This window comes from Pseudoalteromonas sp. BZK2 (assembly GCF_014349195.1).
Lineage (GTDB): Bacteria > Pseudomonadota > Gammaproteobacteria > Enterobacterales > Alteromonadaceae > Pseudoalteromonas > Pseudoalteromonas simplex.
Genome location: NZ_JACSOG010000009.1, coordinates 43,993 through 66,318, shown reverse-complemented (window position 1 = coordinate 66,318; position 22,326 = coordinate 43,993). Strand labels below are relative to the sequence as shown.

Genomic DNA, 22,326 nt, shown 5'->3' with positions numbered 1-22,326 from the left:
TGCTTTTAGGGTTTTTTAGCGGCTTTTTTGGCGCTGACTTTAGCGGCATGTTTAGCTATCCACTTAGTCATTTTTTTCATTAAAGCGGGCGGAAAATCATGGCCCATTCCGGGCACGACTCTTAACTTACTGCGCTTTATTAACAGGGCGGTGTTGATACCCGCAGACAGCGGCATAACAGGATCAGCACTGCCGTGAATTACTAACGTGGGCGCTTTAATCTTTTTTAGTAATTGCTCGCGATAAGGCGTTGCGGCAATGGCTGCAAGCTGACGTTTAAAGCCTGTTTGATTTGTGTGGGCCCGCTCAATATAGCGTTCAGCGTTGGCGTATAAAGCGTGTTCATCTTGTGGGTAGGCTGGGCTGCCAATGAGTTGGTTGAGCCTAACATTGTAGTCAATAGCGGCTTCTTTATTACTGCTTCGGGGGCGTATTTTTGCGAGCTTTACCAACAGGTTAATGTTTGATCCCGAAAACGATAACGGCGAGCTACTCGACATAATTGAAGTTAAGCTCAGTACACGTTTTTTATACTTTGCCGCGGCAATTTGCGCAATCATGCCACCCATCGACGCCCCCACTAAGTGCGCTTTTTTGATAGCCAGTGCATCCATTAATTCTTTTACATCGCGAGCCATGTCATCGAGCGAATAGGGCAGCTTTGCGCGAATGGGTAATCGGCGGCTAAGCCAATGCTTTACTAGACTCGGCTTGCCTAACTCATCTAACGATGAGGATAGCCCTGCATCACGATTATCAAAACGAATAACCCGAAAGCCTTTTTCGACCAAGCCAAAATATAGCGACTCTGGCCAAACGGTAAATTGAGCACCTAAGCCAATAATTAAGATGATCACCGGCGCATTTTTATCGCCTTCATCTTGATAACTAATACAGATACCGCTGGCTGTAAGGATATGTTCCATAGACTGACAAATAAGCTTACGCAGGTACCATCAGCTTAATGTGTGAAGTTGGCAATTTAGTGACAGTAAAAAGAATACTGATAATAGGAGCAATAACAGGAGCAATAATAGGGACGGTAAGAAAAATAGACAGCATATGACTACATGCTGTCTATTTTCAGGGAGTTTACTTAGAAGTAAGCGGTAACGCCAATCCAGAAGTTACGGCCTTTATCTTTAACGTTGTAGTCGTCTGTGAATGTAACTTCGCTAACTACACCGCGACCTGTTAGGTATTCGTACTCACCATCGCCATTTAGGTCGGTATAGCTAGTACTATATGAGGTGAAATCTTCGTCTAATAGGTTGTTTACACGGGCATTGATTTGCACGTACTCATTTACATAAAACTGCGCACCTAAATTAAGTAGGTTGTAGTTTTTGTAATACAGCGCTTTATCGTGCACGTTATCCCAGCCGCGGTAACGGTCTGAACGATATACACCTTGTAGGTATAGGTTCATAAAGTCAGTCGCTTCCCAGTTTAGGGTAAGGTTTGCCATGTGCTCAGCTGAGTTAGTTAATGGTTGACCTTGTTCAGGACCGCTCTTTTGTTCGCTATCAGTCCAGGTGTAGTTACCGTTAACAGACACTGTTTTAGTGATTGTGTATTGACCAGCAATTTCAACACCTTGAAGGTCTACTTCGTCGATATTGATCTTTTGGCTGTAGCTATCGTAGCCAAGCTGATCGTATTGACCTAAGTTCACACATGGACGTACGTCGTTAGTTTGCTCACAACTTAAAATTGTATCGCCGCTGGCAATTTTGTCTTCAAACTTGGTGTTGTAGTAAGTCACGTTAATGTTGTGATCGCCATCAAGTGAAGTCCAGTAAAGTGCAACTTCTGAGTTAACACTGGTTTCTGGTTCTAATTCAGGGTTACCTGCAAATGGGCTTGTGCCTTGGCCACCAAATCCGGTGATCCCGTCATAAAGGTCAGTTGTTTTTGGTGTTTTGTAACCTGTACTTACACCACCTTTTAAGGTCCAAGTGTCAGATAAGTTATATACACCGTAAACACGAGGTGATACTTGGCTGCCAAATACATCGTGGTCATCGTAACGAGCACCAAGTGTAAAGGTGAAGTTATCAGTTGCCATCCAGTTATCTTCGGCAAAGATTGAGTACATGTTTTGCTCTTGTACTTTGCCAGCTTGATCACTTTCAAGACCAAATACACCGTCTTTTAATTCACCGTCGATAAGCTGGCCACCAATTGCTAGGTTATGGCTACCAAAGCGCCCCTCGATTGGAATATCAAAACGTAAGTCATAGGTATATTGGCTGCTTTCAAGTGGGCGAGCAGGGCGTGGTAAGAATGTTTCTTCAGCTAAGTCTTTACGTGCTTGCTCGTCCATTCCTTCGTATTCGCCAGTACCATCGTACATAGCTTGCAGCTCTAATCGCTCGCTTACACTCAGTGGTAAAGTACGGCCATTGTTTTGCGTATCAACATAAGACACAGAGGCTTTTACCGTTGCCCAGTTAAGATCGCCATCATAACTGAGTGACCACCATTCACGGTCAAACTCTTGGTCTGCGGCGTAACCTGCGCGCGGGTTTACTTGGCCGCGGCGATCTTGCCAAATTGATTCAATGTTATCTTTAGTACCAAGTGGGTAAGTAATGGTGCCTGATTCAATGTCGTAGCTAGGTGTGTTGTCGTACACTTGGCTTGAATTGTCATAATCAAAACGTAAATGATGAGATTCAAACGGGGTATAAGTTAACGTAAAACCATACTGCTCATTTGTGTTATCAACGGTACGACCGCCACTGCCAAAGCCTAATGAACGAGTATGTACAACACCGTTAGGATCGGTCGCAGGTTCAAATGTTGGCGATGATGCTTGTTGTTCGTAAACACTGCCGCGCACACCTAAACTTAATACGTCTTTAATTAGCGGGCCCATCACACTAAAGTCAGTGGTAATGTCATCACCAAAATCATCGTTTTGCTGTAGTGAACGGCTAAAAGATACTGCACCACTCCAGCTGTCAGTGTGCTTTTTAGTGATGATATTGATTACACCACCCAGCGCATCTGCACCATAAAGTGTTGATGCAGGACCGCGAATTACTTCAACTCGCTCAATCGCATCAACCGGTGGTACGTGGTTAAACGCGTTGCCACCAAAATTGTTTGGGTAAATGTCGCCATGGTTATTTTGGCGTTTACCATCAATTAGTAACAGGGTGTATTCACCTGTTAAACCACGCATACTCACACTGCCTTGGCCCGTTTTATCACGAGTTGTGCCAATGTCGATACCTTCTAAATACTGCACAGCATCAAGTACTGAGGTGAAGGCATGAGATTTAATATCTTCATTGGTGATAATTGAAATACTTGCGGGTGCTTCGGTAACTTTTTGTTCAAAACCTGTTGCAGTGATTACTAAGCGTTCCATATCTTGTTTCGGCTTAGCGTCATCAGCAAAGGCTGAAAAATGTGTTGCTATGGCAAGTGCCAGTAAGCTTGGTTTTATTGATTTCATTGTAGGGTTCCAGTTCTTTTTGTAGGTTATCCCTTTGAGGGACGCTGCGTATAGTACAGAAATGAAAAATACAATCAATAATTATTCTTATTTAGATTAATCTTTTTCAAGTTGCATTTACAGTTGTTACAACTTTTTTCTATTTATGCTTTTGTTGATTAGTAAAATAAGGTGATTAAAGCGAAGTCAATTTACAATCTTAAAGCCTGTTAATGTATAGTGCTTCCATCATCACCATAAAAATTAAAATAATGAATTCAGACATCTCTTTAGCGCGCTTTAAGCAGTTTCCTGTGCTTATGTGGATCTTCTTATTTGGCTCGTTTATTACCCGTGGTAGCTATTACATGGTGTGGCCATTTCTTGCGGTAATCTTGTACGAAAAGTTTGCTTTATCGGCAACTGAAGTCGGCTTGGTACTTACCAGTGCCGCCGTGATTTCGGTGTTTACCAGTTTTATTGGTAGCAGCCTCTCAGATAAAGTGGGCCGACATACGCTGATGTACATCACCGGTGTGTTGTATATCATTTCTTTCTCGCTGTTGGCTGAGGTAGAAACCGTGGCCGGTTATGTGATTGTGATGACCTTATGCTCGATTGCGACTGCGCTTTGGCGACCATTAACCAGTGCGGCAATTGGCGATATTATTGATGATGCACAAACTCGTGAGCTGGCCATGCAGTCGCTGTACTTTATTGTTAATGTGGGCTGTGCGGTGGGCCCATTAGCTGGGGTATGGCTAGGTTTAACCGGTGAGCAGTCGAGCTTTTATATTACCGCAGGGGCATTTGCTATTTTATTAGTGCTGCTTGTTTGGGGCTTTAATTTTAGTGATAAAGCCGCCAAAAGTACTGCCGCAATCGACGAGCCTGAAGAGAAAAAACCAGCTGTACAAGGCAAGCAAATCTTACGTATTCTATTTGCAGATAAGCTGCTGCAGTGTTTAATTTTAGCCAATATTATGTGCATGTTTATTTATGCGCAAATGGATAGTTCACTCATACAATACTTAACTCGTGCAGAGGCTCCCGACCTACTTGCATTGATTTCTGCGCTTATTTTTACCAATGCGTTAGTGATCATTTCAAGTCAATTTCTGCTGTTAAAAATGATGGCGCGATTTAGCCTAACGGTGCGCATTCAAATTGGCTTGGTGCTATTGATGGTGTCACAGTTTTGGCTAGCACTTAATCCAATCGATTTATTCTGGGGTTGGATTGGTGCGATAGTGGTGATGAGTTTGGCCGAAACCATTTTGTTTCCGACAATGAACGTTCACCTTGATAGGCTGGCGCCTTCTCATCTTCGTGGTGCCTACTTTGGCGCAGCTTCGTTTTATGATTTAGGGTTTGCTTTAGCGCCACTCGGAGGTGGTTTAATTTTAGATTATTACAATGGCCCAACCTTGTTCTTTGTAGCAGGAGGGCTTTGCGTTGTGGTGATTTATTTATACGCCATACTCGAAAAGTTACCCAGACCCGATTTTGCAAACCCGTCATAACCTTTAAAAAGCCCCTTTATGGGGCTTTTTATGGTTTAAACAATTAATGACAGCGATATCAATTTACGTATTTTTTCCGAGATATTAGTTTGTAGTATCGGCTTATAATGTTAAAAAATTGTTTACCATACCAATAAGAACTCAATGAACGCACTTCACTCTTTGTGCAAACGCTCGCTATTATGCTCGGCTGTATTGCTAACACTTGCTGCTTGCGGCTCAGGCTCAGATGAAAAACAAACAACAACACCGCCTGTAACCGAAACACCACAAAATCAAGCGCCGCAAATCAGCGGTCAATCACAGACTTTACGTGTTGGTGAAACCTTGAGTTTTAGCCCTGAAGTCTCTGATCCAGATAATGACCCTCTTACTTTGTCTGTAACAAACTTACCAAGTTGGCTAAGTTTTAATGAAGCCTCAGCAAGTATCAGTGGCACGCCAGAGCAAGCAGGTAAGTATGCAAACATTGAGTTTACGGTCACTGATGGGCAGCTGTCTGCCCAGCTTTTGATTGATATTAATGTAGAAGCCAAGCTTGTCGAAAATACGCCGCCAATGCTCACGTCTACACCATCGGATAGCAATGAAGGCCAAGCTTATACTTACCAGCTAACATTTACTGATGCACAAAATGACACTGTGGTAATAAGTGAAGTTAGTAAACCTGATTGGCTTAGCTTTGATGCGACTAACCTCAGTTTTAGCGGCACGCCCTTGTTTGCGAATACGGGCGAACAGCAAATTCGTTTTCGTTATTCAGATGGCGAAGTGACGCAGCAGGCAGAGCAAACATTTAACATCGCTGCCAGAGCAAACTCAGAGCCAGTGGTTTCTCCACTGAGTAGTGAAGTGCGTGCTGAGAAGGCATTGAGTGTGCAGTTAATCAGCAACGATGCAGACAACGATGATGTGAGCTTAACCGTAATAGGTTTACCAACGTGGCTAAGTTTTGATGAGCAAACTAGCATCTTATCTGGCACCGCTAGTAATGAAGAACTTGGTGAACATAAATTCACAATCACAGCCTCTGATTCACGTACAGAGACTAGCTTCGAGTTTGTGTTAAACATTACTCAAAGTTATGTGGCCGAGGCACTCGAAACGGGTAATGCGCTGGTTGTGCCAAACAGCGAATTACTTCTTGATGCGACACTTAATGAAATTGATACCCACAAAGCGCGCTTTCAAAGCATTAAAAATAGCTTATTTGGGTTTGGCTCAAGCTCCACCCTTGATGAATTAAGCTGGTATCCAACCTGGGATGCAACGCTATTAAATGCCACGTATCCATTCAATGAGCCGGTACTACTTACCAACAATAGTTGGCAAGATGGCTACGAGACAAAAATTAGAAATCTTGCTGTAGTCGGGACTAGTGATGGTGAGCAAGGCCGTTACTTGGTATTTGGTAGTAATCCTTATCGAAATACCATTAACGAGCAAATGACTCAGTTTTTGAAAAACAGCACCACATGGTTAGCTGGCAGAGAAATAACCGCAGAGCAGCCACTCAAACTTGTATTAGCACAACTAGATCAAAGCTATTACTTTCAAGATAGGATCAAAACGCGAGAGTGGTTTGATAGTCAATATGAAGGCATGGTGAGCTATAACGACAATGCAAGTTGTGACAACGACGCTTTAGCAGCGTGTTTAACATCTGACACGGATATCCTGATTATCTCTCAGCATGAACGTGAAGGATTAAAAATTGATAATGTTGTGGCTGCAGTAAAGCAAGCGCAAGCAAATGATATTGCAGTGATCTATATTCAGCGTGATGGTAGCCAAACGGCACTAGGTAAAGCGCTATTTGAATTACTCCATGTGAGCGTTGCAGGTGATAACTACTGGCACCGGTTAGAACTGGCACAGTGGAACCCAATTGCTATCAACGACAGCTTGCCAACTGATGCGCAAACTATTAAAGACTTACTCAGCCGCTTTAAAAGCAGCGAATTTAGTGTTGATTTAAGTGCTTGCGATAATCGAAGCTGTCCAGCTGAAAGCCAATATCAGCAACAGTTTAGTGATGCGGCAACGATCATTAATTCGGTGTTTAGAGGTTTTGACCAAGCTAAAACAGATATCTTTACTGAGCAAGGTTATCGCTTTTATCAGTTACTGGCGCTGCTTGCAGATCATTATCGCCAAGTAGTGAGCTTCCCGATGGATAAACTAAGCACCGATAATACAAGCTTCTTTCGTGCCCTGTTTACTGATCATGCGGTATTAAATATACGTAAAGTTAACCCACTTCAAGTTGATATGGGGAATTTCAGCCGTAGTGATTTTAGTCATGTAACACCTAAAACCGTCACCGTGAATATGCAGAGTAAGGCGTATTTTCGCTCAACGGGTGTGTATGCCTTGCCGGGTCAAACATTTGCTATCAAACGCACCGATAATCAAGCAGTGAATACCAAGGTGTTTGTTAATACTTTGCGCGATGGCGCAACACATTACATGAGCAGCAATGGCTATAATCGACCCGCTAAATTGCAGTCGGTTCATGTCCCTATAGAGACAAATGAAACGGTCTATTTTACGTCACCTTATGGTGGACCAATTCAAATTGAGTTTGATCAAAATGATTTAGATGTCAGCTTTGAATTTAGCAATGTAGGTGAGCACCCGTATTGGCGTAGCAGCAGTGATGATGAGCGCTTTGCTGAGTTGCTTGAAAAAGGGGATTATGATTGGGCTGAGGTCGCAACCGGTGGTTTTGAGGTGCATTCAAAGCTCGAGAAAATGCGTATTTCAATTAACGATGGTTATTGGCCTGTAGCGTCTGACTTCGCCCATGCTGTAGAGCGTTATACCCATAACTATCCGCATGTACTTGCTGGTTTCAAAGGGCCGGGCATCGATGTGGTTAGCGAAATTCATGACTTTGCGAGTGAACGCAATATTGAAGTACAAACAATTGATATTGTAAAACATATGAATGCTGACCAGCCGACCTGTGGTTGGGGCTGTTCGGGCAATCCGTATGACGCAGGTTGGAATTTTAATCCAACAGGGCATGGCGATATCCATGAGTTAGGGCATGGTCTTGAAAGAGGGCGTTTTCGTATCGAAGGGTTTGGTGGCCATTCAAATACCAACTTTTACTCCTACTACAGTAAGTCGAAGTTTGAAGATGAAACCGGCTTTTCGGCATCGTGCCAAAACTTACCATTCGAGAACTTGTTTGATCATTTGCAAGCCAGTAAACAAAGCGCAGATGCATTTGCTTATATGCAAGCTTTAGCGATGTCAGAGTGGTCGCAAAGCCACGCTATTTATTTACAAATTATGATGGCCGCACAGGCACACAATAAGCTTGAAAACAGCTGGCATTTATACCCTCGCTTACACATTTTGGAGCGTGCGTTTAATCTAGCTGATAACAGCGAGACTAATTGGCAGGCACAAAAAGATGCACTTGGCTTCTCAAGCTACAGCTTGTCGGAGGCACAAAGCATAGGCAACAATGATTGGCTCCTAATCGCACTTTCAGAAGCAACCGAGCTCGATTTGAGCAACTACTTCAGCATGTGGGGTATGGCAACGTCAGACAAAGCAAAACAGCAAGTTAAAGCGAAAAACTACATGGTATTAGGTGATGTTTACTATGCCTCATCTGCCACCGGCTATTGTACGACGTTAAATCAAACAGAAGTTGCAATTAATGGGACGCAAAGCTGGCCTGAATAATACACCGCGTTGTTAAGTTGATTGGTATTTATATCTAAAACGTCAGCGAAAGATTTCGCTGGCGTTTTTATTATTAGATTAGTGAAATTAGCTACAACTGCTACCTTTATAACTCACACATTTAACGTTGAGGTGTAACATGGCTGTTTCTGCAATCCCAAAAGGTTACCATGCGGTAACCCCGTATTTGGTTATTGAAGGTGCCACTAAGGCGATAGAATTCTACAAACAAGCTTTTGCTGCTGAACTTGTAATGCAAATGCCTCTGCCTGATGGTGGGGTGGCACATGCTGAAATAAAAATAGCCGACTCTCATATTATGCTTTCTGATAATTGCCCTGATGTGCAATTTAAGTCGCCGCAACAACTCGGCGGTACACCGGTGAGCATTATGCTGTATGTTGAAGATGTCGATGCTGTTTTTGCTAAAGCCTTATCGCTTGGGGCAAAAGAGCTACGCCCAGTACATGACCAATTTTATGGCGATAGGTCAGGGACTCTAGAAGACCCTTTTGGCCACATTTGGACTATAGGCACACACAAAGAAGACCTCAGTGAGCAAGAGCTTATGCAGCGTATGAGCGAGCTTATGAGTAAAGAGCAGGATGCTTAATACCTATCTGCAAATTATAGTTAATCATTTTGTTCTGATATTTAAATCCGGATAAGAAGGGTATTCGTATGTATGTTAAAACATATGAGTTATCCCATGAAAAAACGAGTTTTATATTGGCTACAAAATGATTTACGCCTAGCTGATAATGAAGTTTTATCTGAATTAGCAGATTTTGCTGGCGAGCTTGATTTAGTGTTTGTGATTGAACCGCGTTGGTTTAGGCAAACTAATTACCAACAGAAGCCATATGGGGAACATAAGTACAACTTTTTACTTGAGAGCCTATCTGCATTTGCAAACGCAGTTGAGAATCTTGGCCAAACACTTCATGTGATCACAGGTGAGCCTGAGTATGTAATCAGCCAGCGTTTGCAAAAATATAATATTGAAACATTGGTTTGTACCGAGCAAGTTGGCGTTTATGAGCAAAAACAGCTCGAAAAAATTAAAGCTATATGCCCTCAAGCTGCCGTGAAAACTTATCAGCAAGATACCTTGTTTAAAGCAGCGGACTTACCATTTCAGCTTGATGAATTACCAAAAAATTTTACCGCCTTTCGTAAAAAAGTAGAAGCTGAGCCAACCTTTATAGCTGCACCGCGACCTGCGGTCAGCCGATTACCTCACCCAGTACAGTTATGTGCTGAACACAATATTGCTGACGTAGTTACCCAGTCAGCTAGCTTCAAAGGAGGTTTATTTGCAGCTCAGCAACATTGCAGTGCGTACTTTTCCTCAAAAGCACCAAGCAGCTATAAAGAGACTCGCAATGAGTTAGATGGCTTTAGCAACAGCACTAAGTTTAGTGTTTGGCTTGCTGGAGGCACAATTAGTGCTAAACAACTGTATAACGAAGTTGAAAAATATGAGCATCAAAACGGTGCAAATGAGTCGAGCTATTGGATAAAGTTTGAATTGCTATGGCGCGAATATTTCAAATGGCATGCACTGCAAGCGGGAGCAAAGCTTTTTTTATTCAAAGGTCAAAAGCAAAATGCGCCGCTAACAACGTTTAACAGCCAGCGTTTCACTGCTTGGTGTAATGGCTGCACTCCATTTCCATTGGTAAATGCGATAATGCATGAACTCAACACAACAGGCTTTATATCTAACCGCTCGCGGCAGATTGCGGCAAGTTGTTTGGTTAATGAGTTAGCTCTTGATTGGCGCTATGGTGCAGCTTACTTCGAACAGCAACTTATTGATTATGATGTGGCTGCAAATTGGGGCAATTGGCAATATATTGCGGGTGTCGGTGTCGACCCTAGAGGTGGGCGTCACTTTCATATCAATAAGCAAACAGCGCTTTATGATCCGTTGTCACGTTACATTCGCAAATGGAATGGCGAGCAAACGACCACAATGCTTTTTGACTCGGTTGATGAGGTTGACTGGCCGTCAAGGTGAAAAATACCAATCCGCAATAAATCTGTAAGAGTATATTTATTTGATTATATTTTAGTATTTTTTGCCTTTTTAACTAAAATAATGAATAAGACTTAATTGTTTATCATTAGGCTAGTTATTAAGGCAGATTATGGCATTTAGTGAAGCTTACAATGAACTAAAGTCGCAGCTAGGACTAGATATTGCACAGTTGCTTCTCGAAAGTGGTGATGTGGGAGTTTGGCTCTGGAATGTGCAAACAGGCGAAACAATTTTTAATGATAAATGGGCAGATATCATTGGCTATTCTCTGTGCGAACTAGAACCCGTTTCAATTGATACTTGGCTTACCTTTGCTCACCCTGAAGACTTAGTGAAATCTGAGCAATTATTAAATGAGCACTTCGAAGGTGAATCAGCGCGATATGTCTGTGAAGCGCGTATGAAACATAAACGAGGCCACTGGGTTAAAGTGCTTGATAAAGGCCAAGTACAAACGTGGGATAAAAACGGTAATCCAGAATGGATGGTTGGAATACATATTGATATTACGGAACAATGGCAAAAAGAACGCGAAATTGAATTCCTACATCAAGAACTAAAAAAGTTCACTGATAACCTCCCAGGCTTTGTTTATCAATATGTAATAGACAATAAAGATGAAGCGTTTTTCCCATTTGCTACATCAAAAGTATTTGATATCTATGGCTGCTCTCCCAAAGATATTGAGTCATCAGCAGATAGAGTTATGCAAGCGATACATCAAGATGATCTGGAACGTATTGTACGAAGTATTGAGCATTCACGCGCAGAGCTAACTGATTGGTGTGAAGTGTTTCGCGTTAACCACCCCAAAAAAGGACAGATCTGGATTTCGGCAAAATCATCTCCGATAGCCCGAGCTGATGGCAGTGTAGAATGGAATGGTTATTCTGAGGATGTTACAGAGGAAGTTAAAAGTAATGAGAGAATTAAACTATTAACGGCTGTTTTTTCTACAACTAGCCGAGGGATTCTGATCACCACCGCTGAGTCTGTGATTGTTGATGTAAATCCTGCTTTTGAGCAAATAACAGGGTTTAAGAAGCATGAGGTAATAGGTAAAAAACCTTCAATACTTTCTGCAAAGAAGCAACCAGATGAGTTTTATCAACAAATGTGGACTGAGTTGCTCGATAAAGGCTGTTGGCAAGGAGAGGTATGGAATAAGCGAAAGTCAGGAGAGGTGTTTCCTGAGCAATTATCCATAGATGCATTGTATGATGAAAATGGCTTAGTTTCTCATTATATCGGTGCATTTGATGATATCTCTTCGGCGGTAGAAAAGCGCCAGCTTCTCAATGAGCTAGTTAATCAAGATCCACTTACTAAGCTATTGAATCGCAGAGGACTCGATATTCAATTGCGTGCTTTCTCACAAAGAACGCCAGCAGAGCATAACCAATTTGCATTGATCTATCTTGATCTTGATAATTTCAAACTCGTTAATGATACATATGGTCATGAACAGGGTGACAATTTATTACTGGACATTAGTCAGCAATTGCGTTTACAAATGAGAGATAAAGATGTGCTATCGCGCATTGGTGGTGATGAGTTTGTTATTGTTTTACCTTCATTAACAAAGGCTAGTTTGTGCCAAGATATAGCGCTACGATGTCAGCAGGCGGTTAAAAAAGTAGCGCAAGATTATGAAACGGTTCAACCGGTAAGTGCGAGTTTTGGTATCGCCATGTATCCTTTACACGGACACAGTGCAAAGGAACTTTTGGCCATCGCAGATAAACAAATGTATGAAATGAAATTGGCTCTAAAAGTCTCACCACTCGGTTGATATTTCAACACTAGGCAGTTTATTCAAAAGCGGAAGTAATGCGCGTTCTTTGCGCAAATCTTTACGCTCGTTTTCTAAATCTTTGCGTTCTCGATAAAGCTCTTTTTGCTGAGTATTATTAAGTTGGTTACTGTTAAGCTCGCCACGAATATCTTTTAATCGACGGTCGATATCGTCAATGCGATTATCAATATAACTCAGTCTTTGTTGCACTTGATATCTATCGTTACCTTCTTGCCATGCTTTACGAAACGCTGTGCTATTACAGACACCATTGTATGACGCGCCTTGCATGCCTAACGTAAAGCCATTTTCCGGTTCACAGTATGTAGCGAGGCCCTGATCGTATCCCACTTTATATTTAGCAATGTCAGCATTTACACCATACTCACTGCATTGTGATAGTGCATCTATGCCATCGCGATACTCAGTGCCATCTGCACCATGTTTATAACCAATACCATACCAGTCAGCTTGTAAACATTCATTTTTGCTAACCGAGGTGCAGCCTGCTAATACGATTAGGGGCAGTAGAGGAAGAGTCCATTTTCTCATTAAAATCTCAGCTTATGATATTAATACTTAATAGATTCTAGCCCGAAAAGTTCGTTGTTAGAAAGCTGTTTTTACTTCAAAGCAGTTAATTCAAAATGATGGCCTGAACTTCATTCACCATTGGCAGAATTTCTGAGCAACACGTAAATTAGGCTGAACATTCTTTAAATGAGTTAACTGTAAGATGCAAAGTAAAGTGAAATGGCAGCGCTTTATCAATAAATGGCGGTCAAAAAACATAATTTTAAACCATAGCTTTAATAGTTCTGTGGGCGACATAAGTTTTGCGCTATTCAATTGCCATTGGGTTTGATGCTTGACGGTTATTGGGCAAGGCAAGTGTCCTGGGTAAGTTTGCCAAGGCGCAAGTAAAGCTCGTGGGTAATCGGTTTTTAACCATCGTTGATAAAAACGGTGTTTGCGAACATACTCCACCGGTAAACCCAACGGATACTGTAGGACCTTCCACGAATAAAATGGATGGAAAAACTCCATTTTAAATTCGCAAACCTGCTCGTTAGGAACACTCAAATGGTGGTGTTGATCGTTAAGCAGCAAGAATAATTGAAATGCTTTTTCAAGTGGTAATTCAGCGAGTGGTTCGAAGCTAATTTTTAAGTTAGCTATCAGTTTTTGTTGTAATTGTTCAGCATTATGAACAACTGACTTAGGTAAAAAAGCGTATTGTTGTTTGAGGTAAGCACTGATTAGTTTATCTAAGTTGTTTTCTTTTGCTGCAGCATAAATTTCATCACCGTAATAAATAAGCCCGACACCAACACTACCGCCATTTCCTGACCAGCTTATTTGTGGTCTGCATACGTTAGTGAAATCTTGATGTTTCGCTTTACGCCAATATTTGCCAAGGCGCTGTTCGACTGATAGCCGCTGGGTGTCTGAAACTTGTATTACTTCTAATGGTACTGCATTTTGTGATGCATATTGTTTAGCACAAAATAGATCTTGGCTATCAGATTGCGAAAAGTTAAACGACTTCAATTGCACGCCTTGGCGCAATAACTCACTGTTAATAAGCCTAGAGTCTAAACCGCCAGATAAAGTGCTAAGAATTGTTTTATCTTTATGTTTTGCCTTTGCAACTAAAGTTTTAAAAGCCTTTGAGATCCCTTCAATTGCATCTGGTGCAACGAGCTTTTGTTTTGCAAGTGATACCCAATCAAAATATCTTTTTCTAGTTACACCCTGTTTTGCATTAAAGCATAGCATTTCACTTGGGTATGAGCATTTTACGTCTTTAAACGGCGTATGATCTAAAAGAGGATAACCAAGCACGGCAAGCTCAGTTAATGCATCCGGATTGTTCTGTAGTTGGATATCCAACTGCTTGAATAAATTAAGGTTAGTGGAAAATAGTAAACCATACTGTGTTTGTAAGGTATAAAAAGGTTTTAATCCAAGTGGATCAGTCGCTAATGTTAGGCGCTGGCTCTGCAGATCAAATTGACAAAAGCTAAATACTCCTTCGCATTGCTGCAAAGAAAAGTCGAGAGACTCGCAGCCCGCAAGTGTAATTAGGTCCTGTGTTCTAGAGCTTGATATGAGAGGGTGTCCAATGAGTGTTGCAATTTGCGACTCAGTTCGCAACCAGCTCGCCTGCTGATAGGCATCAAAATCATACTGAAAAATGGCTCCATACTCGCAATTAAAAAAACGAACATGTTTTTCTTCATAGTTACTAAATACATTAGCTAGTTGATTTATATACTTAAAGTCAGTTTTATCTGAATCATTGAATTGGAAATAACCTGCAATAATAGCCATGTTAACCACCTTTTCGTTTGCTAACTTATTAGTAAAGTTGCAAGCCATAGGCCAAAACGAATAAAGGCCTTAAACAAGGCCTTTGGTAACATTACAAAATTACAAACGCAGATCAGCGATTGTTAAGTTGTTGGTTGATTTCATCAAATATACTCGCATCATCAATGGTAGATGGAATTTGTAGTTCTTCACCATCGACCAATTGGCGTAAGTTCTTTCTGAGTATTTTTCCTGAACGGGTTTTTGGTAGGCGCTCAACATGCAAAACATTCTTTAAGCAGGCAATGGCACCAATTTGATGCCTTACAGAATGGACTAGCTGTTGCTCGACTTCTTTGCTATCGCCAAGGTAATCGTCTTTGAGCACTATCATCGCCATAGGTAATTGCCCTTTGAGTGCATCGTTAACGCCAAATACTGCACATTCAGCAACAGCAGGGTGGGCTGCAACAATTTCTTCCATTTCACCAGTTGATAAGCGATGACCCGCAACGTTAATTACATCGTCGGTACGACCCATAATAAATAGATAACCATCGTCATCAATATAGCCGCCATCACCAGAAAGGTAGTAGCCCGGATACTCGCTTAAATAACCCGCTTGAAAGCGTTCATTGTTTTGCCAAATTGTTGGTAAGCAGCCAGGAGGTAAAGGCAGTTTAATTACCACCGCACCATTTTCGTTTGCTGAGCACTGCTGCCCATTCATATCAAGAATTTGTACATCAAAGCCCGGTGTTGGCACTGTTGAGCTACCCGCCTTAGTGGCAAGCTGTTCAATACCAATTGGATTACACGCAATGGCCCAACCTGTTTCTGTTTGCCACCAATGGTCAAGTACGGGCAAGCCGGTGTTGTCTTTTAGCCATTCATACGTGGGAGGATCTAAGCGTTCACCGGCCAAGAATAAACGTTTTAAACTCGAAGTATCGTATTGTTTAAAGCCCTCTGCGGTAGGGTCTTCTTTTTTAATAGCGCGAAACGCAGTAGGAGCACTGAATAAGGCGGTGACTTTGTAATCTTCAACAACACGCCAAAATGCACTGGCATCAGGGGTTCTTATGGGTTTGCCTTCATAAAGTACGGTAGCGCAGCGATAAATAAGCGGTGCATATACAATGTATGAGTGACCTACCACCCAGCCAATATCAGAAGCAGCCCAAAATACTTCGCCGGGTTTCATGCCATACACGGTCTCCATGCTGTAATGCATTGCAACAGCGTGACCACCGTTTTCTCGAACCACCCCTTTAGGTGTGCCTGTGGTGCCTGAGGTGTAAAGAATATAAAGCGGGTCGTCACCTGCAACCGGCACGGCATCGACTGAACTTGCTGCATCAGAGGCTGATTGCCAATCGATGTCTCGGCCATCTTGCATCTCGGCAATGGCTTGCTCACGCTGAAAGACAATACAGTGTTCAACAGTATGCTGGGCGTTTTCGAGTGCTTCATCAAGCAGTGGTTTATATTCAATCACATGATTGATTTCGACCCCGCAAGACGCAGTAAGCACAAGCTTAGGCTTTGCATCATCAATACGCACCGCGAGTTCGTGCGGTGCAAAACCACCAAATACAACGGAGTGAATGGCACCAAGGCGAGCACACGCTAGCATACCAATAACCGCTTGTGGGATCATTGGCATATAAATGACTACGCGGTCACCTTTGCTTACGCCAAGGGATTGCATGAGTCCTGCAAATTTAGCAACTTGAGTTTGTAACTCGCCATAAGTGTATTGTTGTTTAGTATTGGTAACAGGGGAGTCGTAAATTAGTGCAGTTTGGTCGCCATAGCCTGCTTCGACATGTTGGTCGAGGGCTAGATAACAAGTGTTTAGTTGACCATCGGCAAACCAATGGTAAAAATCATTATCGTCATATTGATAAGGGGCACTTGGCTCTTTAAACCAAGGAATTCGTTTACTTTGCTCAAGCCAAAACTGACCCGGATCGCGCTGGAACTGTTGGTATTGTTGTTGATATTCGCCCGCCATTGTGAGGCTCCTATACTTTTTAGTGAGAGATTTGTACAACGTACTAAAAAATATAGGGCGGTTTTTGATTAAATAATATGCGACCTTGGTCGGCATTAATGGGACTAAATGTCGTTAAATCGCCCGGATTTGGGGCGATTTCAGGGAATCGAGATGCTAATTAAACCTGTTGTTCACTAATAAGCGGTAAGCAAATAATGATCTTAACGCCACCTAACTCACTGTGCTCAGCCTTGATAGTACCTTTGTGCGTTTCTATTAGGCTTTTACAAATCGCAAGTCCAAGGCCTGAGCCACCCGTTTGGCGGCTACGCGATTTATCAACGCGGTATAAACGTTCGAATATTTCAACTAACTGATTGTTGGTCACGCCGGGTGGGGTATCTTCAATGCTAAAAGTAATACTCTGCGCTGAGGCTGTCGCTATAAATCTAATTTTGCCCGGTTTATCAGTATAAAAGGTACTGTTTGATAAAAGGTTAGCCAGTACTTGCTTAATTTTATCGATATCCCATGTCACCTTTAAATCAGCAGTAACATGAATGTCACTGGTAAATTCAAAGCCTTTGCTTTGTACAAAAGCAGCAAAGTCTTGCTGCCAAACGGATAATACATCAGCAAGTAAATAGGGTTTTAGGTTCAGGTATAGGCTATCTGAGTCTGCTTGTGCTAGTTGGTGGATATCACGGATCAGTACATTGATATCGGTTAGCTTTCGATTAATGGCATCGTAAGAGGCATCAACGTCTTTTGCGATATTGTATTGCAATGCTTCAACTTGCAATTGTAGCGCTGTGAGTGGTGTGCGAATTTCATGGGATACATCGGCTAGTAAGCGGTTCTTCTTATCAACGACTTCTTGTAATAGTTGTGCTCGCTCGCTGGCAAGTTTACGCTTTTTAAATGAGCGGTAACCAAAGCCTGATATCAATAAAATCACACAGCTTAGGCCGAGTAACCAGGCTTTAAATTGCCATTCACTTTCGCTTAGTTGTGCTGCTTGAATTTGTTTATCTGCGCTTAATTGGTTTATTTCTTGCTGATTTCGCATAAAGGCGACTTGGCTTTGCATCGCGGCCACAGTTAAGTCGTGCTGATTTTTACCCGTTTTATTTTCAAGGGTTTGATAGCGGCTTTGCGATTCAAATGCCTGTTTATAAAGTTGTAATGCAAGGTAAGAGTCAGTGAGTAATTTATTTAAGCTAATTTGATCTTCGACATCTTGTAACTCATTAGCCTGGTTTAAGGCCTGTTCTGCGGTTTTAATTGCTTTTGCATGGTCATTAAGAGCTTGATAGATACGTGTTTGGGTGATCGCTAAAGACACTAAATGGGAGCGGAAATTAAAGTCAGTGGCGATTGCCATGGCGCGATCAATATAGGCTTGCGCTTCACTAATGTTATTTTGTTTTAGAGCAATTAACGCCATTAAATTATATGAACGGCACAATCCTGTGTTTGAAGATGAGGGTAGATAATAGCTAATCGACTTTTCTGCATAGTCTGTGGCTGTTGTAAGCTCACCTTGTTTTAGCGCTGCATAGCCGACCTTCATGGCACTATTACCGATATCGACTTTAGAGCCAATTTCTAAATCCAGAACGTGCGACATTTTAAAGTGCTTTAACGATTGGGCACTGTCACCCATACGTCGATAAACTTCGCCAATTTCATAAAGTGCATCAGCAATGCCTTTTTTATCGTCAAGTTTTTGATGTAAAGAAAACGACAAAGTAAGATTGGCTAGTGCGTCGTGGTGGTCACCAATAATTGCTTCAATAATACCTAAGTTCTGCAATGCAGAGGCATAAGATTTATCGTCATCAAACTCTTGTAAAATATTGACTGCTTTTTGTGCTTCATTGAGGGCAGCTATGTACTTATCTTGCCAGCGTAAAATGGCTGCTAATCGCTCATAGGACTGGGCAATCAGCACTGAGTTATTTATCTGTTTGGCAATGGATAATGCATCGCGGTAGTGTTGCTCTGCCTTAAGAAAGTTACTTTTTCTGCCTTGTGCGTAACCTTGAATAAGCATTGCTCGTACTGTTACTGACTGGTTATTGTGCTTTTCCCCGTAATTAAGCAGCTGCTCTGCATAGCTAAGAGCTTGGTCATAATCGCCACTGCCCATATTCATAAATGCCAGCGATTCGAATGCCTCTTGTATGATGTTAGGTTCATTGGAAAGGGTCGAGTCGTTAGTTAATTGCTCAAATATTTTAGTGGCTTGGTTTGGATTACTGTTACGTAACAATTGTGCTTCGTTAAGCTTTTCTAAAGCTTGTTCAGGGGTAATAGCAAGGGTATTTAGCGATAAGCAGCTAAGCAAAATAGCTAAAGCTAAGCCTTTGTAAGGTGATTGCGTGTTTTTCATTATAATCTAGGTAAAGGCAGATGCCATTTTTGTAAAATTGCTTGGTATTGACCGTTTTGTTTCAATGCTTTTATGGCATCACTCAATTGCATAGCAAGTTGCTTGTCCAATTTTAGATTCGCGGCTAAATAAAGGCCTGATGGGTAGTCGTCTAAGTGGAGGCTCTTATTAATGTCATTAGGGAGAACTCCTGATAACGCGAGTTCGTTTTGTAAGGTAAGCGTGTTGGTTAGTACAAAATCAATTCGTCCTTTCTCTAGCATTTGCCAAAGTTGATGGTAATGACTGACCAGCACCAAATTTTTATTTTCATTAAAGCCGGCTTGTTTCAAATAATGTTCACTTGAATAGCCACGAATTGTTGCCACACGATATTTCTTTGCTTGTTTTAAGCTTTTTATTTCGTGGTTTTGTTTGGCAAGCCCAACTAAATAAGCATCGGCAAAATAGGTTTGTGCTAGCCATTGGAATTTATATTCACGAGACTCATTTTTTAGCAATGAAATCATCAATATGCTTGGGTCATTTTGAAGCTCATGAAAAGCTCGGGCCATTGGCATAATTGCGAATTCGCCAGCGATGTTTGTTTTCGCTAGGGCAGACTTTATCACTTCAACAAGCGCACCATCGGCTTTACCTTGCTGATTTTTAAAATGGTATGGGGGTAAATCTTCGGCAATAAAGGTCAGTGTTTTCGCCGTCGTAGCACTACTGATAAAGCAGAAGATAATAACAATCAGCAATGAACGAAGAAGCATAAAGAACCTACACCTTTAAACATATTGTTAACATAGTAATGAATATTAATAAAAAGGTATAGGTTTTTAATCGGTGAATCGGAATTAGTTGTTCTTTTTGCTTCGTGGCGCACCGAGTAAAATACCGATGTGGCAAACACAGACAGATAAAAACGCACTCAACCCTAATGCACCGCCATAGCCATGTAAGCGCGGCACGAGGTACTCAAACAACAAAGCAAATAGTAATGACGCAATGGCTAATGTAAAAATGCCAAAGCGTTTTGGTGCACTCATACCGATGAAAGTACCGCCGAAAAATGCCACGCTGTATAGCTCAACATCAACGGGGAATAGACTCAAAATCGCAAATGCAATAATGCTGGTGGCCGCTGATGCGCGAATGCCGTCGAAGCGATTATGATGTGCTAAAAAGTAGGTTGAGTAAGCACCTAATAACGCTGTTATCGCAATAAATATATTCATCAAAAAATCCCTTTTGCAAGCATATAAAGCGCCACACTGGCAAAAGCCACACTACCAAGTCGGCCGCCAAAACCTGCAAATAGATTCATAGTCAAAATATAAAGACTGGCACCGATCAATGAAATAAGACTTAGCTCCCAATAACTGTTTATTAAACTTGAAGAGCACATGCCAGCAAAGCTACCAGCGTAAATGGCCGCATAAGGGTGTGATTTTAACGTTCTTGAAAAAGGTAAAAACGTACCGATTAAGCCTGTCGCAGCAGCGGCTACAACAATAGGAACACGAAAATATTCGTGTAAGACGAAACAGATAAAGCAGCCAAAAAAGAAACAAATATACTTTATTAAAAAAAACCGAAAGTGCTCAAAGCTACTCATGTTTTTAAGCTTTGCTGTGTAATTTAAGATAAAAAGCTTAAGTGATTTCATACTCACTTATAGGTAGTTAGAAAGATAGTGATTTTCACATTATCTAACCACAAAGTACAATTATAAAAGGCATCTGACTTTGCAAGATGCCTTCAAAAATTATGATTGCTGGTGTCGTGGTGACCTAATGCTGTGGTGCCCATAAAGAGATACGATAAGAAAACATCCAAGTGGTACAACAAACGAAACCGCAGTGTTAAAAGCATCTATGGTTGCGGCTTGGATCAGAGGTAAAAATGCGCCCCCTAAAATTGCCATTACTAAACCAGCCGCACCAACTTTTGCATCTTCGCCAAGGCCTTCAAGTGCTGTGCCGTAGATGGTTGGAAACATCAAAGATAGACAGCTTGAAATAGCTACAAGTGCGACTACGCCCACTAAATTCACTTGTGTGGTAACAATAAAACACAGCACGGCTGCAATTAAAGCCATAAAACGCAGTAATTTAGCGCCGCTAATAAAGCGCATTAGCCATGTCATAATGAAACGAGATACTAAAAACACCAACATCGAATATTGTAAGACTTGGCCGCCGGTAACTTCTGTAGTGTTAAGTGCTTCCATGGTGTAGCCAATGGTGTAGGTCCATACACAGGTTTGCGCGCCAACATTAAAAAATTGTGCCAGCACACCAAATCGATAATGCTTGTTTTGATACAAATGTTGAAAGGTCTTTTTAAGTTTACGCGGCTGCGCTGTTACTTTTGTTTCTGTTGCAGGAGAGCGGCTAAAGAAGATGCATAGCCATAGTAAGATTAAGCAACAGGCCATACCCACATACGGCACCATCACAGCATCGAGCTCTGCACTCACAACGGTTTTTAATTGCGCTTCACTCATCAGGGCACGGCTTGCGCTATCAGCTTGATTTAAGTTCGGTAAGATTAACGTCGCCGCTAAAAACACACCAATATTAGTCCCAACAGGGTTAAAAGCTTGCGCGAGGTTAAGTCTGCGGGTTGCTGTTTGCTCGCATCCTAACTGCATAACATAGGGATTGGCAGAGGTTTCTAAAATAGACAAACCACCAGCAAGAATAAACAAGGCCAATAAAAAGTGGCTATAGAGCATGGTTTGACTAGCAGGGTAAAACAATAAGGCACCACAAGCGGCCATGGCTAAACCCACTAACAGCCCTGTTTTATAATTAAATCGTCTATTGATCATGGCCGCCGGTAAAGCTAAGCAAAAATACGCGCCGTAATAACTAAACTGCACCAGTGCTGATTGCAACGCACTCATAGAAAATGTTTTGCTAAAAACTTTCACTAATGGGTCTGTCATATTGGCCGCAGTACCCCAAGCAGCAAAGCAAATCGTAAGCAGAATAAAAGGCCAAAGCATTTGGCGCGATACAATAGCGGACTGTGTTTGCATAGTTCACCAGGTTAATGTGTTCATATTGTTGTGGCCGACAGTATTCACGACTATAAATAATAAATCAACCTAGTTGATT

The 22,326-nt window shown here is 41.8% G+C and carries 15 protein-coding genes; 5 read left to right on the top strand and 10 right to left on the bottom strand.

Annotated elements, in window-relative coordinates:
- Positions 1–5 precede the first annotated feature (5 nt).
- Both BIZ38_RS07085 and BIZ38_RS07080 read right to left on the bottom strand, forming a co-directional pair.
- Entirely contained in the window at positions 6–926 is a 921-nt protein-coding gene (locus tag BIZ38_RS07085; protein ID WP_054551855.1) for an alpha/beta fold hydrolase, read from the bottom strand.
- Between the two features lie 170 nt (positions 927–1,096).
- The gene (locus tag BIZ38_RS07080; RefSeq protein WP_054551854.1) at positions 1,097–3,466 is read right to left on the bottom strand and encodes a TonB-dependent receptor domain-containing protein; all 2,370 of its coding nucleotides are present in this window, start codon (positions 3,464–3,466) and stop codon (positions 1,097–1,099) included.
- 251 nt (positions 3,467–3,717) lie between these two features.
- Between BIZ38_RS07080 and BIZ38_RS07075 the strand changes: the two genes are divergently transcribed.
- From BIZ38_RS07075 to BIZ38_RS07055, 5 genes are all read left to right on the top strand, one after another.
- Positions 3,718–4,968, top strand: a complete 1,251-nt coding sequence (locus tag BIZ38_RS07075) for an MFS transporter (protein ID WP_138599911.1) — start codon at positions 3,718–3,720, stop codon at positions 4,966–4,968.
- A 144-nt stretch (positions 4,969–5,112) separates the two neighbouring features.
- Positions 5,113–8,670, top strand: a complete 3,558-nt coding sequence (locus tag BIZ38_RS07070) for an ImpA family metalloprotease (protein WP_187489947.1) — start codon at positions 5,113–5,115, stop codon at positions 8,668–8,670.
- A 139-nt stretch (positions 8,671–8,809) separates the two neighbouring features.
- A complete protein-coding gene (locus tag BIZ38_RS07065) occupies positions 8,810–9,283 on the top strand; it encodes a VOC family protein (RefSeq protein ID WP_054551851.1) in 474 nt (157 codons plus the stop codon).
- A 96-nt stretch (positions 9,284–9,379) separates the two neighbouring features.
- Entirely contained in the window at positions 9,380–10,693 is a 1,314-nt protein-coding gene (locus BIZ38_RS07060; RefSeq protein ID WP_187489946.1) for a DASH family cryptochrome, read from the top strand.
- A 130-nt stretch (positions 10,694–10,823) separates the two neighbouring features.
- Positions 10,824–12,506 carry a sensor domain-containing diguanylate cyclase gene (locus tag BIZ38_RS07055; RefSeq protein WP_054551849.1) on the top strand — a complete coding sequence of 561 codons (1,683 nt, stop codon included), beginning with the start codon at positions 10,824–10,826 and terminating at the stop codon, positions 12,504–12,506.
- Here the strand turns inward: BIZ38_RS07055 and BIZ38_RS07050 are convergent.
- The 8 genes from BIZ38_RS07050 to fucP form a co-directional block, all read right to left on the bottom strand.
- Positions 12,492–13,061 carry a DUF2799 domain-containing protein gene (locus tag BIZ38_RS07050; RefSeq protein WP_187489945.1) on the bottom strand — a complete coding sequence of 190 codons (570 nt, stop codon included), beginning with the start codon at positions 13,059–13,061 and terminating at the stop codon, positions 12,492–12,494. The genes BIZ38_RS07055 and BIZ38_RS07050 overlap by 15 nt on opposite strands.
- A gap of 114 nt (positions 13,062–13,175) precedes the next feature.
- Positions 13,176–14,843 carry a hypothetical protein gene (locus BIZ38_RS07045; RefSeq protein ID WP_054551847.1) on the bottom strand — a complete coding sequence of 556 codons (1,668 nt, stop codon included), beginning with the start codon at positions 14,841–14,843 and terminating at the stop codon, positions 13,176–13,178.
- Positions 14,844–14,955: 112 nt separating this feature from the next.
- Positions 14,956–16,839, bottom strand: coding sequence for a propionyl-CoA synthetase (locus BIZ38_RS07040; protein ID WP_138619532.1), 1,884 nt, complete (start codon positions 16,837–16,839; stop codon positions 14,956–14,958).
- 160 nt (positions 16,840–16,999) lie between these two features.
- Positions 17,000–19,216 carry a tetratricopeptide repeat protein gene (locus BIZ38_RS07035; protein ID WP_187489944.1) on the bottom strand — a complete coding sequence of 739 codons (2,217 nt, stop codon included), beginning with the start codon at positions 19,214–19,216 and terminating at the stop codon, positions 17,000–17,002.
- Positions 19,216–19,974 (bottom strand): substrate-binding periplasmic protein, encoded by a 759-nt coding sequence (locus BIZ38_RS07030; protein WP_187489943.1) that lies wholly within the window; start codon positions 19,972–19,974, stop codon positions 19,216–19,218. Before BIZ38_RS07030 ends, BIZ38_RS07035 begins: the two co-directional genes overlap by 1 nt.
- Before the next feature lie 84 nt (positions 19,975–20,058).
- Positions 20,059–20,439, bottom strand: a complete 381-nt coding sequence (locus tag BIZ38_RS07025; protein WP_054551843.1) for a hypothetical protein — start codon at positions 20,437–20,439, stop codon at positions 20,059–20,061.
- Entirely contained in the window at positions 20,439–20,819 is a 381-nt protein-coding gene (locus BIZ38_RS07020) for a hypothetical protein (RefSeq protein WP_171041543.1), read from the bottom strand. The genes BIZ38_RS07025 and BIZ38_RS07020 overlap by 1 nt, the downstream gene beginning before the upstream one ends.
- 150 nt (positions 20,820–20,969) lie before the next feature.
- A complete protein-coding gene (gene fucP, locus BIZ38_RS07015; protein ID WP_187489942.1) occupies positions 20,970–22,247 on the bottom strand; it encodes an L-fucose:H+ symporter permease in 1,278 nt (425 codons plus the stop codon).
- Positions 22,248–22,326 lie beyond the last annotated feature (79 nt).

Excerpts from the sequence above, each read along its gene's own strand:
- BIZ38_RS07085 (WP_054551855.1), bottom strand. The coding sequence starts at position 926 with ATGGAACATATCCTTACAGCCAGCGGTATCTGTATTAGTTATCAAGAT.
- BIZ38_RS07080 (WP_054551854.1), bottom strand. The coding sequence starts at position 3,466 with ATGAAATCAATAAAACCAAGCTTACTGGCACTTGCCATAGCAACACAT.
- BIZ38_RS07075 (WP_138599911.1), top strand. The coding sequence starts at position 3,718 with ATGAATTCAGACATCTCTTTAGCGCGCTTTAAGCAGTTTCCTGTGCTT.
- BIZ38_RS07070 (WP_187489947.1), top strand. The coding sequence starts at position 5,113 with ATGAACGCACTTCACTCTTTGTGCAAACGCTCGCTATTATGCTCGGCT.
- BIZ38_RS07065 (WP_054551851.1), top strand. The coding sequence starts at position 8,810 with ATGGCTGTTTCTGCAATCCCAAAAGGTTACCATGCGGTAACCCCGTAT.
- BIZ38_RS07060 (WP_187489946.1), top strand. The coding sequence starts at position 9,380 with ATGAAAAAACGAGTTTTATATTGGCTACAAAATGATTTACGCCTAGCT.
- BIZ38_RS07055 (WP_054551849.1), top strand. The coding sequence starts at position 10,824 with ATGGCATTTAGTGAAGCTTACAATGAACTAAAGTCGCAGCTAGGACTA.
- BIZ38_RS07050 (WP_187489945.1), bottom strand. The coding sequence starts at position 13,061 with ATGAGAAAATGGACTCTTCCTCTACTGCCCCTAATCGTATTAGCAGGC.
- BIZ38_RS07045 (WP_054551847.1), bottom strand. The coding sequence starts at position 14,843 with ATGGCTATTATTGCAGGTTATTTCCAATTCAATGATTCAGATAAAACT.
- BIZ38_RS07040 (WP_138619532.1), bottom strand. The coding sequence starts at position 16,839 with ATGGCGGGCGAATATCAACAACAATACCAACAGTTCCAGCGCGATCCG.
- BIZ38_RS07035 (WP_187489944.1), bottom strand. The coding sequence starts at position 19,216 with ATGAAAAACACGCAATCACCTTACAAAGGCTTAGCTTTAGCTATTTTG.
- BIZ38_RS07030 (WP_187489943.1), bottom strand. The coding sequence starts at position 19,974 with ATGCTTCTTCGTTCATTGCTGATTGTTATTATCTTCTGCTTTATCAGT.
- BIZ38_RS07025 (WP_054551843.1), bottom strand. The coding sequence starts at position 20,439 with ATGAATATATTTATTGCGATAACAGCGTTATTAGGTGCTTACTCAACC.
- BIZ38_RS07020 (WP_171041543.1), bottom strand. The coding sequence starts at position 20,819 with ATGAGTAGCTTTGAGCACTTTCGGTTTTTTTTAATAAAGTATATTTGT.
- fucP (WP_187489942.1), bottom strand. The coding sequence starts at position 22,247 with ATGCAAACACAGTCCGCTATTGTATCGCGCCAAATGCTTTGGCCTTTT.